16 protein-coding genes are annotated in these 17130 nt (G+C 69.6%); 6 read left to right on the top strand and 10 right to left on the bottom strand.

All coding sequences use genetic code 11. The features are described from left to right. Positions 1-7: 7 nt before the first annotated feature. Complete coding sequence (locus MNQ95_RS13290) at positions 8-1141, top strand: pyridoxal phosphate-dependent aminotransferase (protein WP_241953153.1); 1134 nt, start codon at positions 8-10, stop codon at positions 1139-1141. A gap of 25 nt (positions 1142-1166) precedes the next feature. Here MNQ95_RS13290 and fosX read toward each other — a convergent pair whose 3' ends face one another. From fosX to smc, 3 genes are all read right to left on the bottom strand, one after another. Then, positions 1167-1604 (bottom strand): FosX/FosE/FosI family fosfomycin resistance hydrolase, encoded by a 438-nt coding sequence (gene fosX, locus MNQ95_RS13285; RefSeq protein ID WP_274379383.1) that lies wholly within the window; start codon positions 1602-1604, stop codon positions 1167-1169. A 28-nt stretch (positions 1605-1632) separates the two neighbouring features. Further along, the gene (gene zipA, locus MNQ95_RS13280) at positions 1633-2394 is read right to left on the bottom strand and encodes a cell division protein ZipA (protein ID WP_241953152.1); all 762 of its coding nucleotides are present in this window, start codon (positions 2392-2394) and stop codon (positions 1633-1635) included. Between the two features lie 85 nt (positions 2395-2479). Further along, a complete protein-coding gene (smc, locus tag MNQ95_RS13275) occupies positions 2480-5983 on the bottom strand; it encodes a chromosome segregation protein SMC (RefSeq protein WP_241953151.1) in 3504 nt (1167 codons plus the stop codon). A gap of 255 nt (positions 5984-6238) precedes the next feature. On the opposite strand from smc, the gene ubiM reads away from it, so the two are divergent. Next, entirely contained in the window at positions 6239-7477 is a 1239-nt protein-coding gene (gene ubiM / locus MNQ95_RS13270) for a 5-demethoxyubiquinol-8 5-hydroxylase UbiM (protein ID WP_241953150.1), read from the top strand. An 11-nt stretch (positions 7478-7488) separates the two neighbouring features. On the opposite strand, the gene MNQ95_RS13265 is transcribed toward ubiM, so the two are convergent. From MNQ95_RS13265 to MNQ95_RS13240, 6 genes are all read right to left on the bottom strand, one after another. Continuing rightward, positions 7489-8043, bottom strand: coding sequence for an NADPH-dependent FMN reductase (locus MNQ95_RS13265; RefSeq protein WP_241953149.1), 555 nt, complete (start codon positions 8041-8043; stop codon positions 7489-7491). Positions 8044-8213: 170 nt separating this feature from the next. Then, entirely contained in the window at positions 8214-10493 is a 2280-nt protein-coding gene (locus MNQ95_RS13260) for a thiamine pyrophosphate-dependent enzyme (RefSeq protein WP_162408726.1), read from the bottom strand. A gap of 22 nt (positions 10494-10515) precedes the next feature. After that, positions 10516-11184 (bottom strand): glutathione S-transferase family protein, encoded by a 669-nt coding sequence (locus tag MNQ95_RS13255; protein ID WP_425501306.1) that lies wholly within the window; start codon positions 11182-11184, stop codon positions 10516-10518. Beyond that, entirely contained in the window at positions 11154-11705 is a 552-nt protein-coding gene (locus MNQ95_RS13250) for a GNAT family N-acetyltransferase (protein WP_162408979.1), read from the bottom strand. Before MNQ95_RS13250 ends, MNQ95_RS13255 begins: the two co-directional genes overlap by 31 nt. Positions 11706-11817: 112 nt before the next feature. Then, the gene (locus MNQ95_RS13245; RefSeq protein WP_162408724.1) at positions 11818-12981 is read right to left on the bottom strand and encodes an acyl-CoA dehydrogenase family protein; all 1164 of its coding nucleotides are present in this window, start codon (positions 12979-12981) and stop codon (positions 11818-11820) included. Between the two features lie 133 nt (positions 12982-13114). Then, complete coding sequence (locus tag MNQ95_RS13240; protein ID WP_162408723.1) at positions 13115-13939, bottom strand: glycine zipper 2TM domain-containing protein; 825 nt, start codon at positions 13937-13939, stop codon at positions 13115-13117. 152 nt (positions 13940-14091) lie between these two features. On the opposite strand from MNQ95_RS13240, the gene MNQ95_RS13235 reads away from it, so the two are divergent. Both MNQ95_RS13235 and MNQ95_RS13230 read left to right on the top strand, forming a co-directional pair. Continuing rightward, positions 14092-14310 carry a DUF6116 family protein gene (locus tag MNQ95_RS13235; protein WP_162408722.1) on the top strand — a complete coding sequence of 73 codons (219 nt, stop codon included), beginning with the start codon at positions 14092-14094 and terminating at the stop codon, positions 14308-14310. A 21-nt stretch (positions 14311-14331) separates the two neighbouring features. After that, a complete protein-coding gene (locus MNQ95_RS13230) occupies positions 14332-15132 on the top strand; it encodes a TatD family hydrolase (RefSeq protein WP_162408721.1) in 801 nt (266 codons plus the stop codon). A gap of 18 nt (positions 15133-15150) precedes the next feature. Here the strand turns inward: MNQ95_RS13230 and MNQ95_RS13225 are convergent, their stop codons facing one another. Further along, a complete protein-coding gene (locus MNQ95_RS13225; RefSeq protein ID WP_241953148.1) occupies positions 15151-15948 on the bottom strand; it encodes a tRNA threonylcarbamoyladenosine dehydratase in 798 nt (265 codons plus the stop codon). A 76-nt stretch (positions 15949-16024) separates the two neighbouring features. Here MNQ95_RS13225 and MNQ95_RS13220 point away from each other — a divergent pair, with 76 nt between their 5' ends. Next, on the top strand, positions 16025-16459 hold the full coding sequence (locus MNQ95_RS13220) for a cytochrome c (protein ID WP_162408719.1): 435 nt from the start codon (positions 16025-16027) through the stop codon (positions 16457-16459). Positions 16460-16609: 150 nt separating this feature from the next. Continuing rightward, the gene (locus tag MNQ95_RS13215) at positions 16610-17098 is read left to right on the top strand and encodes a glycine zipper 2TM domain-containing protein (RefSeq protein ID WP_238390268.1); all 489 of its coding nucleotides are present in this window, start codon (positions 16610-16612) and stop codon (positions 17096-17098) included. The last annotated feature ends 32 nt before the right edge of the window (positions 17099-17130 follow it).

The following is a 17130-nucleotide window of genomic DNA, read 5'->3' as shown; positions in this document are numbered from 1 at the left end:
CGCGCACATGGCCCATCCGCTCAGCCGTCGCCACTTCCTCGGCCTGTCCGCCTGCAGCCTGGCCACCGCCGGGCTGGCGCCCCTGATCGGGTCCGGGGGCATGGCTCGGGCGCAGCTGCCCCCATCGATTCCGGGGATGGACGATCCGGACGCGGTGCTGCTCAATTTCAACGAGAACCCGCACGGGCCCTTCGCCGAAGCGCAGCAGGCGGCGGCGGATGGCCTGGTCCAGGCGAACCGCTACCTGTTCGGGCCGCAGCGCGAACTGGTGCAGGTATTCGCAGGACAGAACGGGCTGCGCGACGACCAGGTCGCCGGCTACTGCGGCTCCGGCGTGGCACTGGATTCGGCGGCGCTTGCGTTCACCTCGCCGCGGTCGGCCCTGGTGATCGCCGATCCGACCTTCGAATCGCTGGCGCAGATGGCCGACGCCCACGGCGCCAAGGTCGTGCGCGTGCCCTTGAAAGCCGACGGCGCCCACGACGTGCAGGCGATGGCCGCTGCCGCGAAGGCGTCCACTGCCGGCCTGATCTACATCTGCAATCCGAACAACCCCACCGGCTCGGTCACTCCGCGCGCGGACATCGACTGGCTGCTGGCGCACAAGCCGGCCGACGCCGTGCTGCTGGTCGACGAGGCCTACATCCACTACAGCGACGAACCCGACACCCTGGACCTGGTCCGTGCCGGCGCCGACGTCGTCGTGCTGCGCACCTTCTCCAAGATCTACGGCATGGCCGGCATGCGCCTGGGCCTGGCGATGGCGCGACCGGACCTGCTGCAGCGGCTGGTGCTGTTCGGGGTCAACAGCCTGCCGGTGCCCAGCGTGGCGGCCGGCATCGCCAGCCTGCGCAACCCGCAGCACCTGGCCACGCGCAAGGCCGAGAACACCCGCCTGCGCGGGGAGACCGTCGCCTGGCTGGCCGCGCGCGGCCATGGCTGCCTGCCCAGCCAGGCCAACTGCTTCATGGTCGACGTGAAGGGAGACGGCCGCGCGTTCGCCGCGAAGATGGCGCAGCACAAGGTCTTCATCGGCCGCAGCTGGCCGTCGATGCCGCAGCACGTGCGGATCACGGTCGGGACGGAAGCGGAGATGGCGCGCTTTCGCGAAGTGTTCGCCCAGGTGGGGGCAGCGACCTGAGCGACAGGCCAGCGACGCAGGCGGTTCAGTCCGGCTTGAACTGCGCGGAGGCCGCGTCCATCACCGCGTAGGCCGCCAGCCGCTGATCGAGCGTGCCGGCATGCAACTCGAACAGGTGGTTGTCGTCGTCGTGGAAATAGAGGGACTCGCCCTCGCCCTCGATCCGCCCGCGCCCCGGCAGCACCTCCACGCCCAGGGCCTGCAGTCGCTGCCGATACCCCGGCAGCTCCGCCGCGTCCACCGCGAAGGCCACGTGTCGGTAGCTGCGATCGGCCAGCGGCGCGCCCTGCATGGCCACCAGCCAGAGGTCGCCGAGGACGAAGAACTTCTCGCGGGAAATCGAGTGCTCGCGACCGGCGCTGTCGTACACCTCGCGTGCGCCGAGCCCCTCGCCGAACAGGCGAGCGGTCCGTTCCAGGTCGGCGACCACGAAGGTCACATGGCTGATGCCGCGTATCGACACAGGCCGTCTTCCGCCTCCCAACGCGCGCTTACCAGCGCGGCGCCTTGGTCAGCGGCGGCGCTTCGTGCTGGCGGTCGTAGGCGCGCAGTTCGTCGCGGATATGGGCGATGCGCTGGCGACCGAGCGCGTTGCGGCTGTCGTCCAGGACCACGCCTTCCAGCAGCTCGGCCATGCGCTGCACGGTCGGCAGCATCTTCTCCCACGCGTCCAGCGCAGGCACCGGCGCCGGCAGGGTCAGGAAGAAAGCGATCGCCGGCGTCTCCAGCTCACGGATCGTGGCCATGTCGAAACTGCCGGGTTTGATGATGCTGGCCATGCTGAAGACCGGGCCGCGTTCGGGATGCCCTTCCAGCAGGCGGTGGAACACGCTCATGTGGCCGAAGACCATGCCGGTCTTCTCGGCCGCCACCACGATGTCCTCGCCGCGCAGCACGGTGCCAGCCCGGGCCGCCACGTACAGCGAGACGATCTTGTCGAAATCCTGGGTCTCGCGGCGGCCCAGGTTGCTGTCCGGCGCCGGTTCGGCGCCCAGTCCGAGTTCGGGCTGGCTCACGGCCTCGCTGCTGTAATCGCCATCCCCGCCACCGTCCGCAGGGCCTTCGCCTTCCAGCGACGGTTCGCGCCGGGCGCGACCGTACTCGGACGTCATCACCGGGGACCCTCGCGATTCGCGCGATTCGCGACGCCGTCCCTGCTCCTCCTTGCGCGGCCTTCCGAAGAACCAGATCGCCACCAACAGCAGGAGGCCGGCGATCAGGATGCCGATGCGCAGCAGGTCTTTGTCGGACATGGAACGCGTCTCCGCCGGGGGTCAGAAGGGTGCAAGGATGTCACGAGCGGCACCCCGGAAAAAACCCCGAGGCGCCGCGATCGTCTCAGGCAGCGCCTGCAAGGCGCGCGGCCTCCTCCAGATCCACGCTGACCAGCCGCGACACGCCGGGCTCGCGCATGGTCACGCCGGAGAGCTGGTGGGCGGCCTCCATCGTCGCCTTGTTGTGGCTCACGAACAGGAACTGCACCTTCTCGCTCATCTCCTTGACCATGCCGGTGAAGCGGCTGACGTTGGCCTCGTCCAGCGGCGCGTCCACCTCGTCGAGCAGGCAGAACGGCGCCGGGTTCAGCTGGAAGATGGCGAACACCAGCGCCACCGCGGTCATCGCCTTCTCGCCGCCCGACAGCAGGGAGATGTTGGAGACGCGCTTGCCCGGCGGCCGCGCCATGATCGCCACGCCGGTGTCGAGCAGGTCCTCGCCGGTGAGTTCCAGATAGGCGTGGCCGCCGCCGAACAGGCGCGGATACAGCTGCTGGATGCCGGAATTGACCCGGTCGAAGGTGTCCTTGAAGCGGCCACGGGTCTCGCGGTCGATCTTGCGGATCGCCTCTTCGAGGGTCTCGAGCGCGGTGGTCAGGTCGGTGTTCTGCGAATCCAGGTAGGTCTTGCGCTGCTCGGCTTCGCCGCATTCGTGGATCGCGGCCAGGTTGACCGGCTCGAGCCTGCGCATGCGCCCGTCGATCTGGCCCACCGCCTGCTCCCACTGGGCCACGTCGGCCACTTCGGGCAGGGTGTTGACCACGTCCTCCAGCACCAGGCCTTCGGCGGTGACCGCCTGGACCAGTTGCTCGGCCTTCAGCGCCAGCGCCTGCTGGTCCAGCCGACGCTGCGAAATCCGCTCGCGCTGGGCCAGCGACTGTTCGTCGCGCTGCTGCCGGGACTGTTCGAAGCCGCGCAGTTCGTGGTCGATGCCTTCCAGGACCGCACGCGCCTCGCCGAGCGCACGCTCCACGCGCACGCGCTCGGACAACGCGGCCTGGTGCTCGCCCTCCAGGGTCTGGATCGGCGAGTCGCCGGTGCTGAGCTGGGCCGCCAGTTCGCCCAGGCGCGAATCGAGCTGGCCGCGCTGTGCCTCCATGCGCTGCAGGGCCTGGGTCAGCGAGGCGATCTGGGTGCGCTGCGATTCCAGGCCCAGGGCGAGCGCGTGGGTGGCGTCGCGGCTGCTGCGCGCGGCATCGCGCGCCAGGTCGCGGGCTTCGGTGCGCTGGCGGCGTTCGGCCTCCAGGGCCTGGCGCGCGGTTTCCAGGTCGCCCATCGACGTGACCGCATCTTCCAGCCGGGCGCGGGCCTCGCGGGCCTGCTCGCGGCTGCTGTCCAGGGTCTGGACCAGCTGCGCCAGTTCGTTCTCGATGCGCTCGATGCGCTGACGGGCCGTGTCCATCCGGCCCTGCTGGCTCTGCAGCTGGCCGGCCAGTTCGGAGACGCTGCGGTGCGCCATGTACAGCTGGCGCTGCGCGTCCTCGCGCTGCTGTTCGGCGGCCAGCAACTGGTCGCGCAGGTGGACCAGGCGCTCTTCCAGCGCGGCTTCGCGCTGCTGCAGTTCCTCGATGGCCACGCGCAGCGACTGGATCTCGCGTTCGCGCAGCAGTGCACCCTGCTTCGCGGCGCCCGAGCGCGATACCCGCAGCCAGCCCTCGCCTAGGCGTTCGCCGGCACGGGTGATGATCGAATCGCCCTCGCCCAGCGTCGGCAGCAGCCGGCGCGCGTGGGCCAGGTCGTCGGCGGCATGCAGCCGCGCCAGCAGGCGGCGCACGGCCAGCGGGCCCTGCACCTTCGCCGCCAGCGAGGTCGGCGCGAAGGTCGCGGTCCCCGCCGCTTCTGCGACCAGCGCGATGCGCCCGTCGCCCAGGTCGGCCAGCGCCTCGACCAGCTGCTCGGGTGCGTCGACCAGCACGCCTTCGATCAGCTGGCCCAGCGCGCCTTCCACGGCGTTTTCCCAGCCGTCCTCGACGGTGAGTCGCTCGCCCACTCGCGCGGACGAGTCCAGTCCGCGTGCCTTGAGCCACGCGACCGCCGCGCCCTGCTCCTGGCCGAGCGCGGCCTGCTGCAGGGTCTCCAGCGAAGACAGGCGGCCGCGCGCGGCCTGGGCCTGCTTGCGTACATCGGCCAGCTCGGCCTGCGCGGTGCGCTGCTGTTCCTGCAGTCCGGATACGCCCTGCTTGCGCGCTTCCAGCTGTTCGTTGAGCCCGTCGAGCGCGGTCTTCTGGGACTCGTGCTGGATCTGCGCTTCTTCGAACACCTGCGCCAGCGATTCCAGGTCCAGCCCGGCGCGTTCGCCTGCCAGCGCCTCGCGACGCCGGTCAGCTTCCAGGGCCTGCCGGTCCAGGTAGTCCACGCGGGTGCGCTCGACTTCGCCCGAGCGCGAAGCCTCGGCCGACTGGCGGCCATGCGTTTCCCAGCGCTGCTGCCAGTCGGCCAGCTGCGCCTCGGCCTCGCGTAGCGCCTCCTGGCGGAACACATCGTCCTCGCGCAGCTGCTCCAGGCGCGGTTCGGCTTCCTCGACCGAGGCGCTGAGCACTTCGAGCTTCTGCCGGTCGTCGCCGATGTGCTGGTCGAGCTCGCCCAGCGCGGAGGCCGCTTCGTCGCGGGCCTGGTTCAGGCGCGTGGACAGCTCGCGCTGGTGCTGGATCTGCTGTTCGATCCGGGCCAGCACGCCGCCGACCTGGTAGACCTCGGCCTGGGCCTTGTTGAGCGTCTCGGCCGCTTCCTCACGGCGCACCCGGCCGGTCTCGATCTCGCGCTCGGCCTCGCGCTGGCCGGCGATGATCTGTTCGAGCTTGGTCTCCTCCTGCCCCAGCCGCTCCCGCAGCCCCTGCAGCTGCACGTCCAGCGCGCGGAACTGCAGCGCCTTCCACTCGGCGTCCTTGACCTTGCGTTCGGCCTGCAGCGCCTGGTACTGCTCGGCCTGGCGGGCCTGGCGACGCAGGTGGTCGAGCTGCTTGTCGACTTCCTCGCGCAGGTCGTTGAGCCGGTCCAGGTTCTCGCGCGTGTGGCGGATGCGGGTTTCGGTCTCCTTGCGCCGCTCCTTGTACTTGGAGATGCCGGCGGCCTCTTCCAGGTACACGCGCAGGTCCTCGGGCCGGGCCTCGATGATCTGGCTGATCATCCCCTGCTCGATGATCGAATAGCTGCGCGGCCCCAGGCCGGTGCCCAGGAACAGGTCGGTGATATCGCGGCGGCGGCACTTGGTGCCGTTGAGGTAGTACTGGCTCTGGCCGTCACGACTGACCGTGCGCTTGACCGAGATCTCGTTGAACGCGGCGTACTCGCCGGCGATGGTGTGGTCGGAGTTGTCGAAGATCAGTTCGACCGTCGCCTGGCTGACCGGCTTGCGCGCGGCGCTGCCGGAGAAGATCACGTCGGTCAGCGAGTCGCCGCGCAGGCGGCTGGCCGAGCTCTCGCCCATCACCCAGCGCACGGCGTCGATGATGTTGGACTTGCCGCAGCCGTTGGGACCGACCACGCCGGTCATGTTGGTCGGCAGGTGCAGCGTGGTCGGGTCGACGAAGGACTTGAAGCCGGACAGCTTGATCGTGGACAGGCGCATGCGGCGGACAGTTTCCCGGGGGTCTCGCGGCGCAGTGCGCCACCGGATTGATGTTGTTTGCCAGAAATGCGGCCCAAATCATTGATCTGTAAAGGCGCCGCTGTCTGTCAAAAGCGTTTGGACCGTGCAGTATAGCCGGCACCGCGGCGCCCTCCGCAGCCCCGCCCCGCGATCCCCGCTGCATGCCCTTGACCTCGATCAGGGCGCCGCGCCGCCGCCTGCCTAGACTGCGCGGGACGCAAACGGAGAGCGCACATGCAGCACGACATCGCCATCGTCGGCGCCGGGCCGGTCGGCCTGTGCCTGGCCCGTGCCCTGGCCATGCAGGGGTTGAAGGTGGCACTGGTCGAGCGCCAGCCGCAGGAAGCGCTCGCCGACCCGGCCTTCGACGGCCGCGAGATCGCCCTCACCCATGCCTCGATCCGCCTGCTGCGCGAGCTTGGGGTGTGGCCCCACATCCCCGACGGCGAAATCCATCCCATGCACGCGGCGCGGGTGATGGACCGCGACCTGCCGCAGGAACTGCGCATCACCCCGCGTGTCGCCCCGGACGCCGGCGGGCATCTGGGCAGCCTGGTCGCCAACCACCTGATCCGCCGCGCGGCCTGGCTTGCCGCACAGGAGACGCCGGGGATCGACCTGTACCCCTCGGCGACGATCCAGGCCGTGCACGCCGGCGCAGATGCCGCCTGGCTGCAGTTGCGCGACGGCCCTCGCCTCGAGGCACGCCTCCTGGTCGCCGCCGACAGCCGCTTTTCCGAAACCCGGCGCGCCCTGGGCATCGACGCCGACCTGCACGACTTCGGCAAGAGCATGCTGGTCTGCCGCGTGCGGCATGAGCTGCCGCACGAGCACGCAGCCTGGGAATGGTTCGGACTCGGGCAGACCCTGGCCCTGTTGCCCCTGGAAGAGCATCTGGCCGGCGCCGTGGTGACCCTGCCGGGCGAACAGGCGCGCGTGCTGGCGGCGCTGGACGACGACGCCTTCGCCCGCGAACTGGAGAAGCGATACGGCGGGCGCCTGGGGCGCATGGAGCTGGTCGGCAGCCGCCATGTCTATCCGCTGGTGGCGACTTGGGCACGCCGTTTCACCGGGCCGCGCCTGGCGCTGGCCGGGGATGCGGCCGTGGGCATGCATCCGGTCACGGCGCATGGCTTCAATCTGGGGCTGGCCAGCGTGGAGCGCCTGTCCGACCTTGCGGCCACTGCCCTGCGGCAAGGCCGCGACCTGGGCGATCCGTTCCTGCTGGTCCGCTATGAACGCCGCCACCGCCGTGGCAGCTGGCCCCTGTTCCAGGCCACCCGCGCGATCGTCGGCCTCTACACCGACGAACGCGCCCCGGCGCGCTGGGTGCGTGGCGCCGCACTACGCGCCAGTGCCGCGCTGCCGCCGTTCAAGCGCGTGCTGGCCGCCGTCCTGACCGATGCGGGCCCGGTGGACCCCTCTCCGCTGCAGCGGCTGCGCAGCGGCCTGCAGCAACTGCGGCCGGGCTGACGCGCCGGAGCTCAGCCGCGCTGGCGGTCGATCCACTCGACGAAACGGTCGACGAAGTCTTCGAGGAACTCGCGGGTGTCCTGCCGGGTGACCTTGCCTTCCTCGTCGACCAGCCCGTCCTTGAAGTGGATGTACGCCTCCGGCTGCGGCATCACCGCCATGTCCAGGTAGGAAAGGATGTTGCGCAGGTGCTGCTGCGCCATCGCCGTGCCGATCGCCCCGACCGATGCCCCGATCACGGCGGCCGGCAGCCCCGCGAACGCGCTGTCGCCGTAGGGACGCGAGGCCAGGTCGATGGCGTTTTTCAGCACGCCGGGTACCGAGCGGTTGTATTCGGGGGTTACGAACAGCACCGCGTCGGCGTCGCGCAGCTGCGACTTGAGCGCCGTGCCGGCCGCGGGGTAGTCGCCGTCGAAATCCTGGTTGTAGAACGGAAGGCTGCCGATCTCGACCAGGTCGAACACCAGCCGGTCCTCGCCCAGCCGCTCCAGCGCGCGCGCCAGCAACCGGTTGAAGGAGCCTTCACGAACGCTGCCGATGAGGACCGCGACCTTGCGCTTGTCCATGGCCATGCTCCTGCGGGGGACAGGCCCACGATGCTAGGCAGCCCGGTGCGTTCGCCAGGTGAAGAGTCGCCCAGGCGCCGACGCGAGCCGGGGCGGGGATCGCCCCCGCTGGCGCCTCACGCTCCTGCCGCACGCAAGCGGGAAAACCCGCCTGCGTCCGCGGCCTTCCGTCAGCCGGCCAGCTCTGCTGCCGCCGCGACGATGTCGTCGTCGCCGGGGATCACCAGGAAGGCCGCGCCTGCCAGCGGCGTGTAGGTGTCGGCACCCACCACGCGGCGGAACGGCCGTGCGCCATAACCCCCCTCGATGATCGCGGTGATCACACCCTCGCCCACGCCGGCGCTGCGCCGGCCCTCGTCCACGATCAGGATCCGCTTCGCGTCGCGCGCCTGTTCGGCGATGAACGCGTCGTTGAGCGGCACCAGCCAGCGCAGGTCGACCACGCGCACTTTCCAGCCGTGGGCGGCTTCGATCCTGCGCGCGGCGCGCAGGCTCATCGGCACGCCGTTGCCGTAGGTGAACACCACCAGGTCGTCGGCTTCCTCCGCGTATACCCGGCCCTCGCCCAGCACCATCGCCTGGCCCTGCTCCGGGTACGGGAACAGCCACTGGCCGTCGCCGGCCTCGTGCAGGTCCTTGGCCATGTAAAGCGCGATCGGCTCCAGGAACACCGCCACGCGCCCGTCGACCTTCGCCAGCGCGGCCAGCGTGCGCAGCATCATCGCCGCATCGTCACCGCGCGACGGGCAGCCGACGACGATGCCGGGGATGTCGCGCAACGCGGTGATCGAGTTGTCGTTGTGGAAGTGGCCGCCGAAACCGCGCTGGTAGCCGAGCCCGGCGATGCGCACCAGCATCGGGTTGCGGTACTGGTCGTTGCTGAAGAACTGCAGGCTGGCCGCCTCGCCGCGGAGCTGGTCGCAGGCGTTGTGGAAGTAAGCCAGGTACTGGATCTCCGGCAGGGGCAGCATGCCCATGTTGGCGTAACCCTGGGCCAGGCCGAGGATCATGGTCTCGTCCAGCAGCGTGTTGAACACGCGCGCGCCCTTGAACGCCTTCTGCAGGCCCCTGGTGACGGTGTAGACGCCACCCTTCTGGGCCACGTCCTCGCCGAACAGCAGCGTCTCCGGGTACTTGGCCATCAGCTCATGCAGGGCCTGGTTGATCTGGATCGCCAGGTGGCGCGGCGCCTGCTTCTCGGGCAGCTTGTCCTCGCCACCGAACGCGGCGATGCGCGCCTCCTGCGGCGCGGCGCGCGCGGCCTCCTTCGCCACTGCGGCCGGCGTGAATGGCGCCAGCGGCGCGATCACCTCGGCCAGCGAAGCCAGCCTGGGACGGCGGTCGGCATCCTCGGCCGCGGCGAAGCAGCGCTTGCGGGTGGACTCGTACAGCTCGAGCAGCTCGTCGACGCCCATCAGGCCGGATTCGAGTGCGATGGCCGCGCTGCGCAGCAGGGGATCGGTCGCCTCCACCGCGCACAGTTCCTCGATGCTGCGCCACTCGATCTCGAAGTCGGTGCCGGCGTGGCCCATGATCCGGGTCGTGCGCAGGTGCAGGAAGGTCGGGCGCCGCGTGCGCCGGCAGTGCTCGACCGCCGCCTGCACCTGGCCGTAGCCGGCCGCGGCATCGAGGCCGTCGGCCTGGAAGTAGTCCAGGTCGGCGCGATTGCGGAAGTTGCGGCCGATCCAGCCGTCCGGCGTCTTCACCGAGATGCCGATGCCGTTGTCCTCGCAGACGAACAGCACCGGTGCGGGCAGGCCCTGGTAGGCGGTCCAGGCCGCGGCGTTGAACGCGGTCTGCGCGGTGGCGTGGTTGCTGGAGGCATCGCCGAAGGAGCAGATCGCAATGCTGTCGGCCGGGACCGGCAAAGCGTGGCCGATGCGCCGCGCCTGCTCGATGGCGACAGCAGTGCCCAGAGCCTTCGGCAAATGCGAGGCGATCGTGGACGTCTGCGGCAGCACCCACAGCGGCTTGCTGCCCCAGACCTTGTGGCGACCACCCGAGGCCGGGTCTTCGGCGCTGGCGGCGAAGCTCAGCGCCGAGTCCATGATCGGGTCCATGCCGGGCAGCTTGCGGAAGCGCTCGGCCATGAAGCCGCCGCTGCGGTAATGCAGGAATGCCGGATCGGTGTGCCGCGTCAGGCGCGCCACCATCGCGTTGCCTTCGTGGCCACTGCTTCCGATCGTGTAGAAGACCTTGTTCTGCACGCGCAGCACGCGCGCCATCAGGTCCAGGTGGCGGCTGATGAGCTGCGACTCGAACAGCTCGCGGAAGCCGCGCGCGTCGAGCGCGCTGCCCGGCAGCACCGGATCCCCGTCGCGCGGCCGTGGTGCCGGCGTGCCACGCCAGGCGCGCACCGCTTCGGTGAAGTTGCGGTCGCAGATATCGGCGCGGTTGATGCCACGCTTCCAGGCAGGAATGGTCTTGGCGGGGATGGTGGAGTCGTTCATTCGGTCGTCGTGTTCTTCGAGTTCAATCTACGAGTGCCAGTCGTGCCTTCGCCTCGTCGTCGAGGTCGGGCATCGGCACGAAACCCGGCGTGCCGCGCACGCGCGCGAGCCAGGCATCGATATGCGGATAGGCGGCGAGGTCGAAGCCACCATCGGCGGCGCAATGGGTATACGCGAACAGGGCCACGTCGGCGATGCCGTACGCAGGGCCGCTGAACCATCCGGACTCCCCGAGGTGCCGCTCCATCACCGCCAGCGCCTGATGGCCGCGCTCGCGCAGGCGCGGCAGGTCGGCGCGGCGCGGCGAATCGGCCGGTGTCCAGCCGCGGATGAAACGGGCCACGGCGATGTAGGGCTCGTGGCTGTACTGCTCGAAGAACATCCACGACAGCGCCTGCGCCTTCTGCCAGGCGTCGGATGGCAGGTACCCCGTGCCCTCGGCCAGCCAGCACAGGATCGCGTTGGATTCGACCAGCACGCGGCCGTCTTCCAGCTCGACCAGAGGCACCTTGCCATTGGGGTTCTTGGCCAGGAATTCCGCGGTGCGGGTCTCGCCGCGGGCGCTGTCCACCTCGACCCAGCGGTAATCCCGGCCCAGCTGTTCCAGCAGCAGCCGCAGCTTGTAGCAGTTGCCCGACATGGCCATGCCGTACACGGTGATCATGCGCCGGGCTCCTTGCGTGCGCGCCATTGCTCGCGGGTCTGGCCCCAGATTTCCACCGGCTTGTCCTGATGCGGTTCCGGCAGCCGGCCCATTTCAAGGAAACGCGAGCCGAGCTTGGCCGCGACCATCTTGGAATTGGCATTGCCAGGGGCGATGGTGTGGATCACCTCGCTCCAGCCCAGCGTGTCGAACGCCCAGTCGGTGCAGGCGGCCGCAGCCTCGGGCGCATAGCCGCGCCCCCAGCGGTCGCGGGCGATGCTCCAGCCGACCTCCGTGCCCGGCCAGCCTTCCGGGTGCCACGGCCCGACCCGGCCGACCCATCGGCCGCTGTCCTTCTCGATCACCGAGAACATCGCGAAACCCTTCAGGTGCCAGACGCCGACCATCGCGGCGAAGCTGCGCCAGGCCATCGCGCGCGGCTCGGTGCCGCCGATGTGGCGGTTGGCTTCCTCGTCGGCCTTGAATGCGGCCCACGCCTCGAAATCCTGCGCCTGCGTTGGACGCAGCAGCAGGCGCGGGGTTTCCAGTTGCAATCCGGCCAGGTCCATCGCGGCGGCTCTCCCGATCAGGGCAGTACTGGAGAAGACGAAGCTGGTGCGGAAATCCCGCACCTGCCACGCCTCGACGCAAACCTCCCGCAGGACGGGAGGCGCAGGCCGGTCAGAACGCGCTGATGCCGGTGAGTTCGCGGCCGATCACCAGCTGGTGCACGGTCTCGGTGCCCTCGTAGGTGATCACCGATTCCAGGTTCAGCGCGTGCCGGATCGCGGAATGCTCGGTGGTGATGCCGGCGCCGCCCAGCAGGTCGCGGCACTCGCGGGCGATGTCGATCGCCATGCGGCAGTTGTTCCACTTGGCCAGCGAGACCTGCTGCGGCTGCATCTGGCCGGCATCCTTCAGGCGGCCCAGCTGCAGGACCAGCAGCTGCGCCAGGGTGATGCGGCGCGCCATGTCGGCCAGCTTGAGCTGGGCGCTCTGCGTCGCGGCCACCGGGCGGCCGAACAGGATGCGTTCCTTCGAGTAGTTCAGCGCCTCGTCCAGGCACGCGATCGCCGCGCCGACCGGACCCCAGGTGATGCCGTAGCGGGCCTGGGTCAGGCAGCCCAGCGGCCCCTTGAGGCCCTTGACGTTGGGCAGGCGGCTGGAATCGGGCACGCGCACGTCGTCGAAGAACAGCGACGACGTCACCGACGCGCGCAGGCTCATCTTGTGCTTGATTTCCTGGGCGGTGAAGCCGGGCGTGCCCTTCTCCAGCACGAAGCCCTGGATGCCGTCGTCGGTCTGCGCCCAGACGATGGCGATGTCGGCCACGTTGCCGTTGGTGATCCACATCTTGGAGCCGTTGATCACCCAGTCGCCACCGTCCTTGCGCGCATGGGTCTTCATGTTGGCCGGATCCGAGCCGCCGTGCGGCTCGGTCAGCCCGAAGCAGCCGATCACCTTGCCCGCGGCCATGTCCGGCAGCCAGCGGCGGCGCTGTTCTTCGCTGCCGTAGGCGTAGATCGGATACATGCACAGCGAGGACTGCACGCTGACGAAGCTGCGGATGCCGCTGTCGCCGCGCTCGAGCTCCTGGCAGATCAGGCCGTAGCTGACCGCGTTGAGGCCGGCGCAGCCGTATTCCTCCGGCAGGGAGGAACCGAGCAGGCCCAGCGAGGCGATCTCGGGCACCAGCTCCTTCGGGAAACGCGCCTGGTCGAAGCAGTCGCCGATGATCGGCAGCACACGTTCGTCGGTGAAGCGGGCTACCGCCTCCTGCACGGCGCGCTCCTCGTCGCTGAGCAGGGAACGCACGTCGAACAGGTCGTAGGCGGACAGGGCCATGGCGGGAACCGGTGTTGGGATGGTTGCGATTGTATCGGCCCAGCCCACCCGAGGGCGATGCGCGGCGCAATAAAGCGGCAAAAAGAAGGCCGGCACGGGGCCGGCCTTCTCCTGGTTCCGCGTCGGGCCGCGGTTACTGGCGCGTCGCGCCTTCCGGCACTTCGACCACCGCGGTGGAGGTCACGATCTTGCCGTCGACGACCGGCAGGCGGTCGGTATCCGGCTTCTGGTCCATCCGCAGGGTGCCTTCCTGGTCGTTGTAGCGGTAGGTCACGTCGTAGCCGATGACCTGGTCGCTGTTGCCCATCGCCACGCGCGTACCGGGCTTGCTGGCCATGCGCATGGTGCCGGTGGTGCCGTCGGCATTGCGGTAGGTCACGTTGTAGCCGGTCACCTTGCTCGACTCTGCGACCGCGTTCTCGGTGTGGCACTGGCGCTCGGTGCGGGTCACGACCTTGCCGCCGACATGGCGCTTGTCGGCCTGGTTGCCGATCACGCCGCCGGCGATCGCACCGGCCGCGGTGGCCGCCTTCTTGCCGCTGCCGCCGCCGACCTGGTTGCCGAGCAGGCCGCCGATCACGGCGCCGGCCACGGTGCCGCCGACGTTGCCGTCCTTCTCGGGCAGGCGCTCCTCCACCACCACGTCCTCGCATACTTCCTTCGGAACAGAGGTCTGGGTGGTCTCGCGCACCGGCTCGGTGCCGATCACGGTGGCGTACACCTTCTCCTTCTGGGTCACCGGATCGACCCTGACGATATCGGCGTACTGCAGCGCGCTGGTCTGCAGTTCGTCCTCGGCGCCCAGCGGCGCATCATCGGCAGCCAGCGCCGGATCGGTGGACGTGGTGACGGCTACGGGCTCGGCCTGCGAGCCGCGATTGTTCATGAATGCCGCTGTGGCAATGCCCCCGACCAGGAGGGCACCGGCAGCGATCAGTACGGTAGTAGCTTGTTTCATGGCCTGGGCTCCTCGCGGGACGATCCCGCTGCAATCGATGCGATTCCATCACGGCGAAGCTGAACAGGACCCGGAGCCTGAGCGACAGCGGGCGTCGGCGGGTCCGTAGCGGCCATGTTAGCTTTCGCGACATGCCAGAGCGAGTTGCTGCCATGCCCGGCCCACTGTTGCTGTCTTTCATGGAATGGGCGCGAGGACTGCGCTTTCCGACGCTGTTCAAGGTCACCGCCGCCGCGCTCGTGGTCAACCTGCTCCTGCCCGATCCGATCCCCTTCGTGGACGAACTGGTCTTCGGGCTCGGCACCCTGCTGCTGGCCAACTGGAAGCGGCGCAAGGATCCACCAGCGCTGCCGGACAACAGCCGGCGCTGACCGGCGCGCGACACCGGCGCCATGGATCTCGTCGACAGCCACTGCCACCTCGATGCCGCGGAATTCGACGCCGATCGCGAGCAGGTGATCGAACGCGCCCGCGCCATCGGCGTGCATCGCCAGGTCGTACCGGCGGTGACCGCTGCCAGCTGGCCGAAACTGCGAGAGGTCTGCGCCAGCGCGCCAGGCCTGTACCCGGCGTACGGGTTGCATCCGACCTTCCTTGCCGAGCACCGGCCCGAGCACCTGGATGAACTGCGCGGCTGGATCGAACGCGAGCGTCCGCTGGCCATCGGCGAATGCGGGCTCGATTTCTTCGTCGAGGGGTTGGACCCGCAAGTGCAGGCGGACTACTTCGACGGGCAGCTGCGGCTTGCACGGGACACCGGATTGCCGTTGATCGTGCATGCACGCCGCGCCGTGGACGCGGTGATCGCCGCGATCCGCCGGATCGGCGCCACGGCGGCGGCAGGCACGAAATTGCGTGGCGTGGTCCACAGTTTTTCCGGCAGTCCGGAGCAGGCGCGGCAGCTGTGGCAGCTGGGCTTCCTGGTCGGGCTCGGCGGGCCGCTTACCTACGATCGCGCGCAGCGCCTGCGCCGCCTGGCCGCGGAGATGCCGCTGGAATTCCTGCTGCTGGAGACCGATGCCCCGGACCAGCCCGATGCGGGCATCCGCGGCCAGCGCAACGAGCCGGCGCGGCTGCACCGGGTGCTGGAGACCGTGGCGCTGCTGCGTGACCAGGACCCGGCCGAGATCGCCGCGATCACCAGCGCCAACGCGGCGCGACTGTTCGCGCTGCCGCCCGCGTCCGCCCTGTAGAGCCGGGCTCGCCCCGTCCTATGCGGGACCGCGCTGCTTCAGCAGCATCTCCAGTGCCTTGCCCGCCGCGGCAAAGGCAAACGTACCGGTCACATGGGTGGCGGCGCCCAGGCCCGCTCCGCAGTCCAGCTTGAGCGCCGCATCGGCACCCAACTGGGGACGCACGCCACAGACGCTGCCGTCGGCATGGGGATACTTCACGTTCTCCAGCGAATACACCGCCGGCACGCCGAAGAAGCGGTCGGGATTCTTCGGGAACTTGAAGTCGCCGCGCAGCCGCTTGCGCACCAGCGCCAGCATCGCGTCCTGCTCGGTGCGGGACAGGTCGCGCACGCGCACCAGGGTCGGGTCGGTGCGACCGCCGGCGGAACCGACGGTGAGCAGCGGCAACTTGCGCCACCGGCACCAGGCGATGGCCTCGACTTTGATCCGCAGGCTGTCGCAGGCATCGACCACCAGGTCGATGTCCTGACCCAGCAGCTCTTCCAGGTTTGCCGACGCAAGGAACGCCTGCACCGGCCGCGCGTCGATCGCCGGGTTGATCGCCCGGCAACGCTCGGCCATCGCCTCGGCCTTGTTGCGTCCGTACTGCCCGGTGATCGCCGGCAGCTGGCGGTTGGTGTTGGACACGCACAGGTCGTCGGCGTCGATGAGCTGGAGCGTGCCCACGGCCGAACGTGCCAGCGCCTCGGCGACCCACGAGCCCACGCCGCCCAGTCCGACCACCGCCACGCGGCGGGTCGAAAGCCAGTCCACGGCACCGCGACCGTACAAACGGTCGATGCCGGCGAATCGTTCCAGCAGTGGATCATCCATCGCGTGCATTCTACCGGGGGTGCACCTGCGGCCATGGTCGCCCTATCATCCGGCCCTCATCGCCAATGGAGCCCGCATGTCCAGCCAGGAACCCCGCAAGACCCGCTACGCCGGACGCTACCTGTTCCTGTTCCTGCTGGGACTTGTCATCGGTGCGATCTGCACGGTGATGGCCCTGCGCGCCCTGCAGGCGCGCACCGATCCGTTTCCCGACGCGCTGATGCAGGTGATGGCCCAGCAGTCGCGCGAACTGGGCCGGTCCGCCAAGGCCAACCGCTGCACCCCCAGCGACACCCTTCCGCGCCTGCAGTCGCTGCGCGCCCTGTCCAACGACATCGAACCCGCATTCCCGGGATTGAGGGACGACGCCCGCTTCGATACCGCAGCCAGCGGGCTGCGCGCGACGCTCGACGGGGCGCTGGCCGCGCCGCCGGCGGACTGCACCCAGCTGGCCACCCTGGCCCAGCAGATCGGCGAGGACTGCAAGGCCTGCCACCGCGATTTCCGCTGAACGTTCGCTGAGGCCAGCCCGTTCCGATCACGCGACCGTGCCGTTGCTTGGCGCTGCATTCACGCGGCTGCACGGACGATGCCTCCAGCGCGACGCCACGCGCATGGATCCACCCACGGTTCGTCACCCGTCACCTGAGGACTCACGATGATGCAGAAGCACCCCGGCTCCTATCGAATGCTCGGACTGGCCGCGGTCGGCATGCTTGCCCTCGCCGGCTGCTCCACCACCTCGCCCAATTACGGGTCGTCCTATCCTTCTTCGTCCTCGTATCCGTCGCAGCCTGCCCGTTGCGTCGACTGCGGCCTGGTGACCCGGATCGAAGCGGTGGCCTCCGGCCGCAGCGCACCTTCGGCGACCGGCGCGATCCTGGGCGGCATCGTCGGCGCGGTCGCCGGCCATGAGATCTCGGACAAGACCGGCGGCAGCAAGGGCAACCAGAACGTGTCGGCCGTCGCCGGCGCGGCCGCTGGCGCGATGGCCGGCAATGCCATCCAGAAGAACGTCACTTCCGATACCTACAACATCCACGTGCGCCTGGACGACGGCCGCACCGTGGTCATCAACCAGCGCGACCTCGGCGGGATCCGCGAGAACACCTACGTGCGCGTGGTCAACGGCAAGGTCGTGCTGCGCTGAAGCCCCACGCCCGCTCCAGCTGGAACCGGAAA

The organism is Pseudoxanthomonas daejeonensis (assembly GCF_022637495.1).
Classification (GTDB): Bacteria; Pseudomonadota; Gammaproteobacteria; order Xanthomonadales; family Xanthomonadaceae; genus Pseudoxanthomonas; species Pseudoxanthomonas daejeonensis.
Note: the sequence above shows the minus strand (reverse complement) of the source record. Positions and strands in the feature narration are given on the sequence as shown.

Coding starts and splice junctions, on each gene's coding strand:
- MNQ95_RS13290 (WP_241953153.1), top strand. CDS start 8: ATGGCCCATCCGCTCAGCCGTCGCCACTTCCTCGGCCTGTCCGCCTGC.
- zipA (WP_241953152.1), bottom strand. CDS start 2,394: ATGTCCGACAAAGACCTGCTGCGCATCGGCATCCTGATCGCCGGCCTC.
- smc (WP_241953151.1), bottom strand. CDS start 5,983: ATGCGCCTGTCCACGATCAAGCTGTCCGGCTTCAAGTCCTTCGTCGAC.
- ubiM (WP_241953150.1), top strand. CDS start 6,239: ATGCAGCACGACATCGCCATCGTCGGCGCCGGGCCGGTCGGCCTGTGC.
- MNQ95_RS13265 (WP_241953149.1), bottom strand. CDS start 8,043: ATGGACAAGCGCAAGGTCGCGGTCCTCATCGGCAGCGTTCGTGAAGGC.
- MNQ95_RS13260 (WP_162408726.1), bottom strand. CDS start 10,493: ATGAACGACTCCACCATCCCCGCCAAGACCATTCCTGCCTGGAAGCGT.
- MNQ95_RS13255 (WP_425501306.1), bottom strand. CDS start 11,184: ATGGCGCGCACGCAAGGAGCCCGGCGCATGATCACCGTGTACGGCATG.
- MNQ95_RS13250 (WP_162408979.1), bottom strand. CDS start 11,705: ATGGACCTGGCCGGATTGCAACTGGAAACCCCGCGCCTGCTGCTGCGT.
- MNQ95_RS13245 (WP_162408724.1), bottom strand. CDS start 12,981: ATGGCCCTGTCCGCCTACGACCTGTTCGACGTGCGTTCCCTGCTCAGC.
- MNQ95_RS13240 (WP_162408723.1), bottom strand. CDS start 13,939: ATGAAACAAGCTACTACCGTACTGATCGCTGCCGGTGCCCTCCTGGTC.
- MNQ95_RS13235 (WP_162408722.1), top strand. CDS start 14,092: ATGCCCGGCCCACTGTTGCTGTCTTTCATGGAATGGGCGCGAGGACTG.
- MNQ95_RS13230 (WP_162408721.1), top strand. CDS start 14,332: ATGGATCTCGTCGACAGCCACTGCCACCTCGATGCCGCGGAATTCGAC.
- MNQ95_RS13225 (WP_241953148.1), bottom strand. CDS start 15,948: ATGGATGATCCACTGCTGGAACGATTCGCCGGCATCGACCGTTTGTAC.
- MNQ95_RS13220 (WP_162408719.1), top strand. CDS start 16,025: ATGTCCAGCCAGGAACCCCGCAAGACCCGCTACGCCGGACGCTACCTG.
- MNQ95_RS13215 (WP_238390268.1), top strand. CDS start 16,610: ATGCAGAAGCACCCCGGCTCCTATCGAATGCTCGGACTGGCCGCGGTC.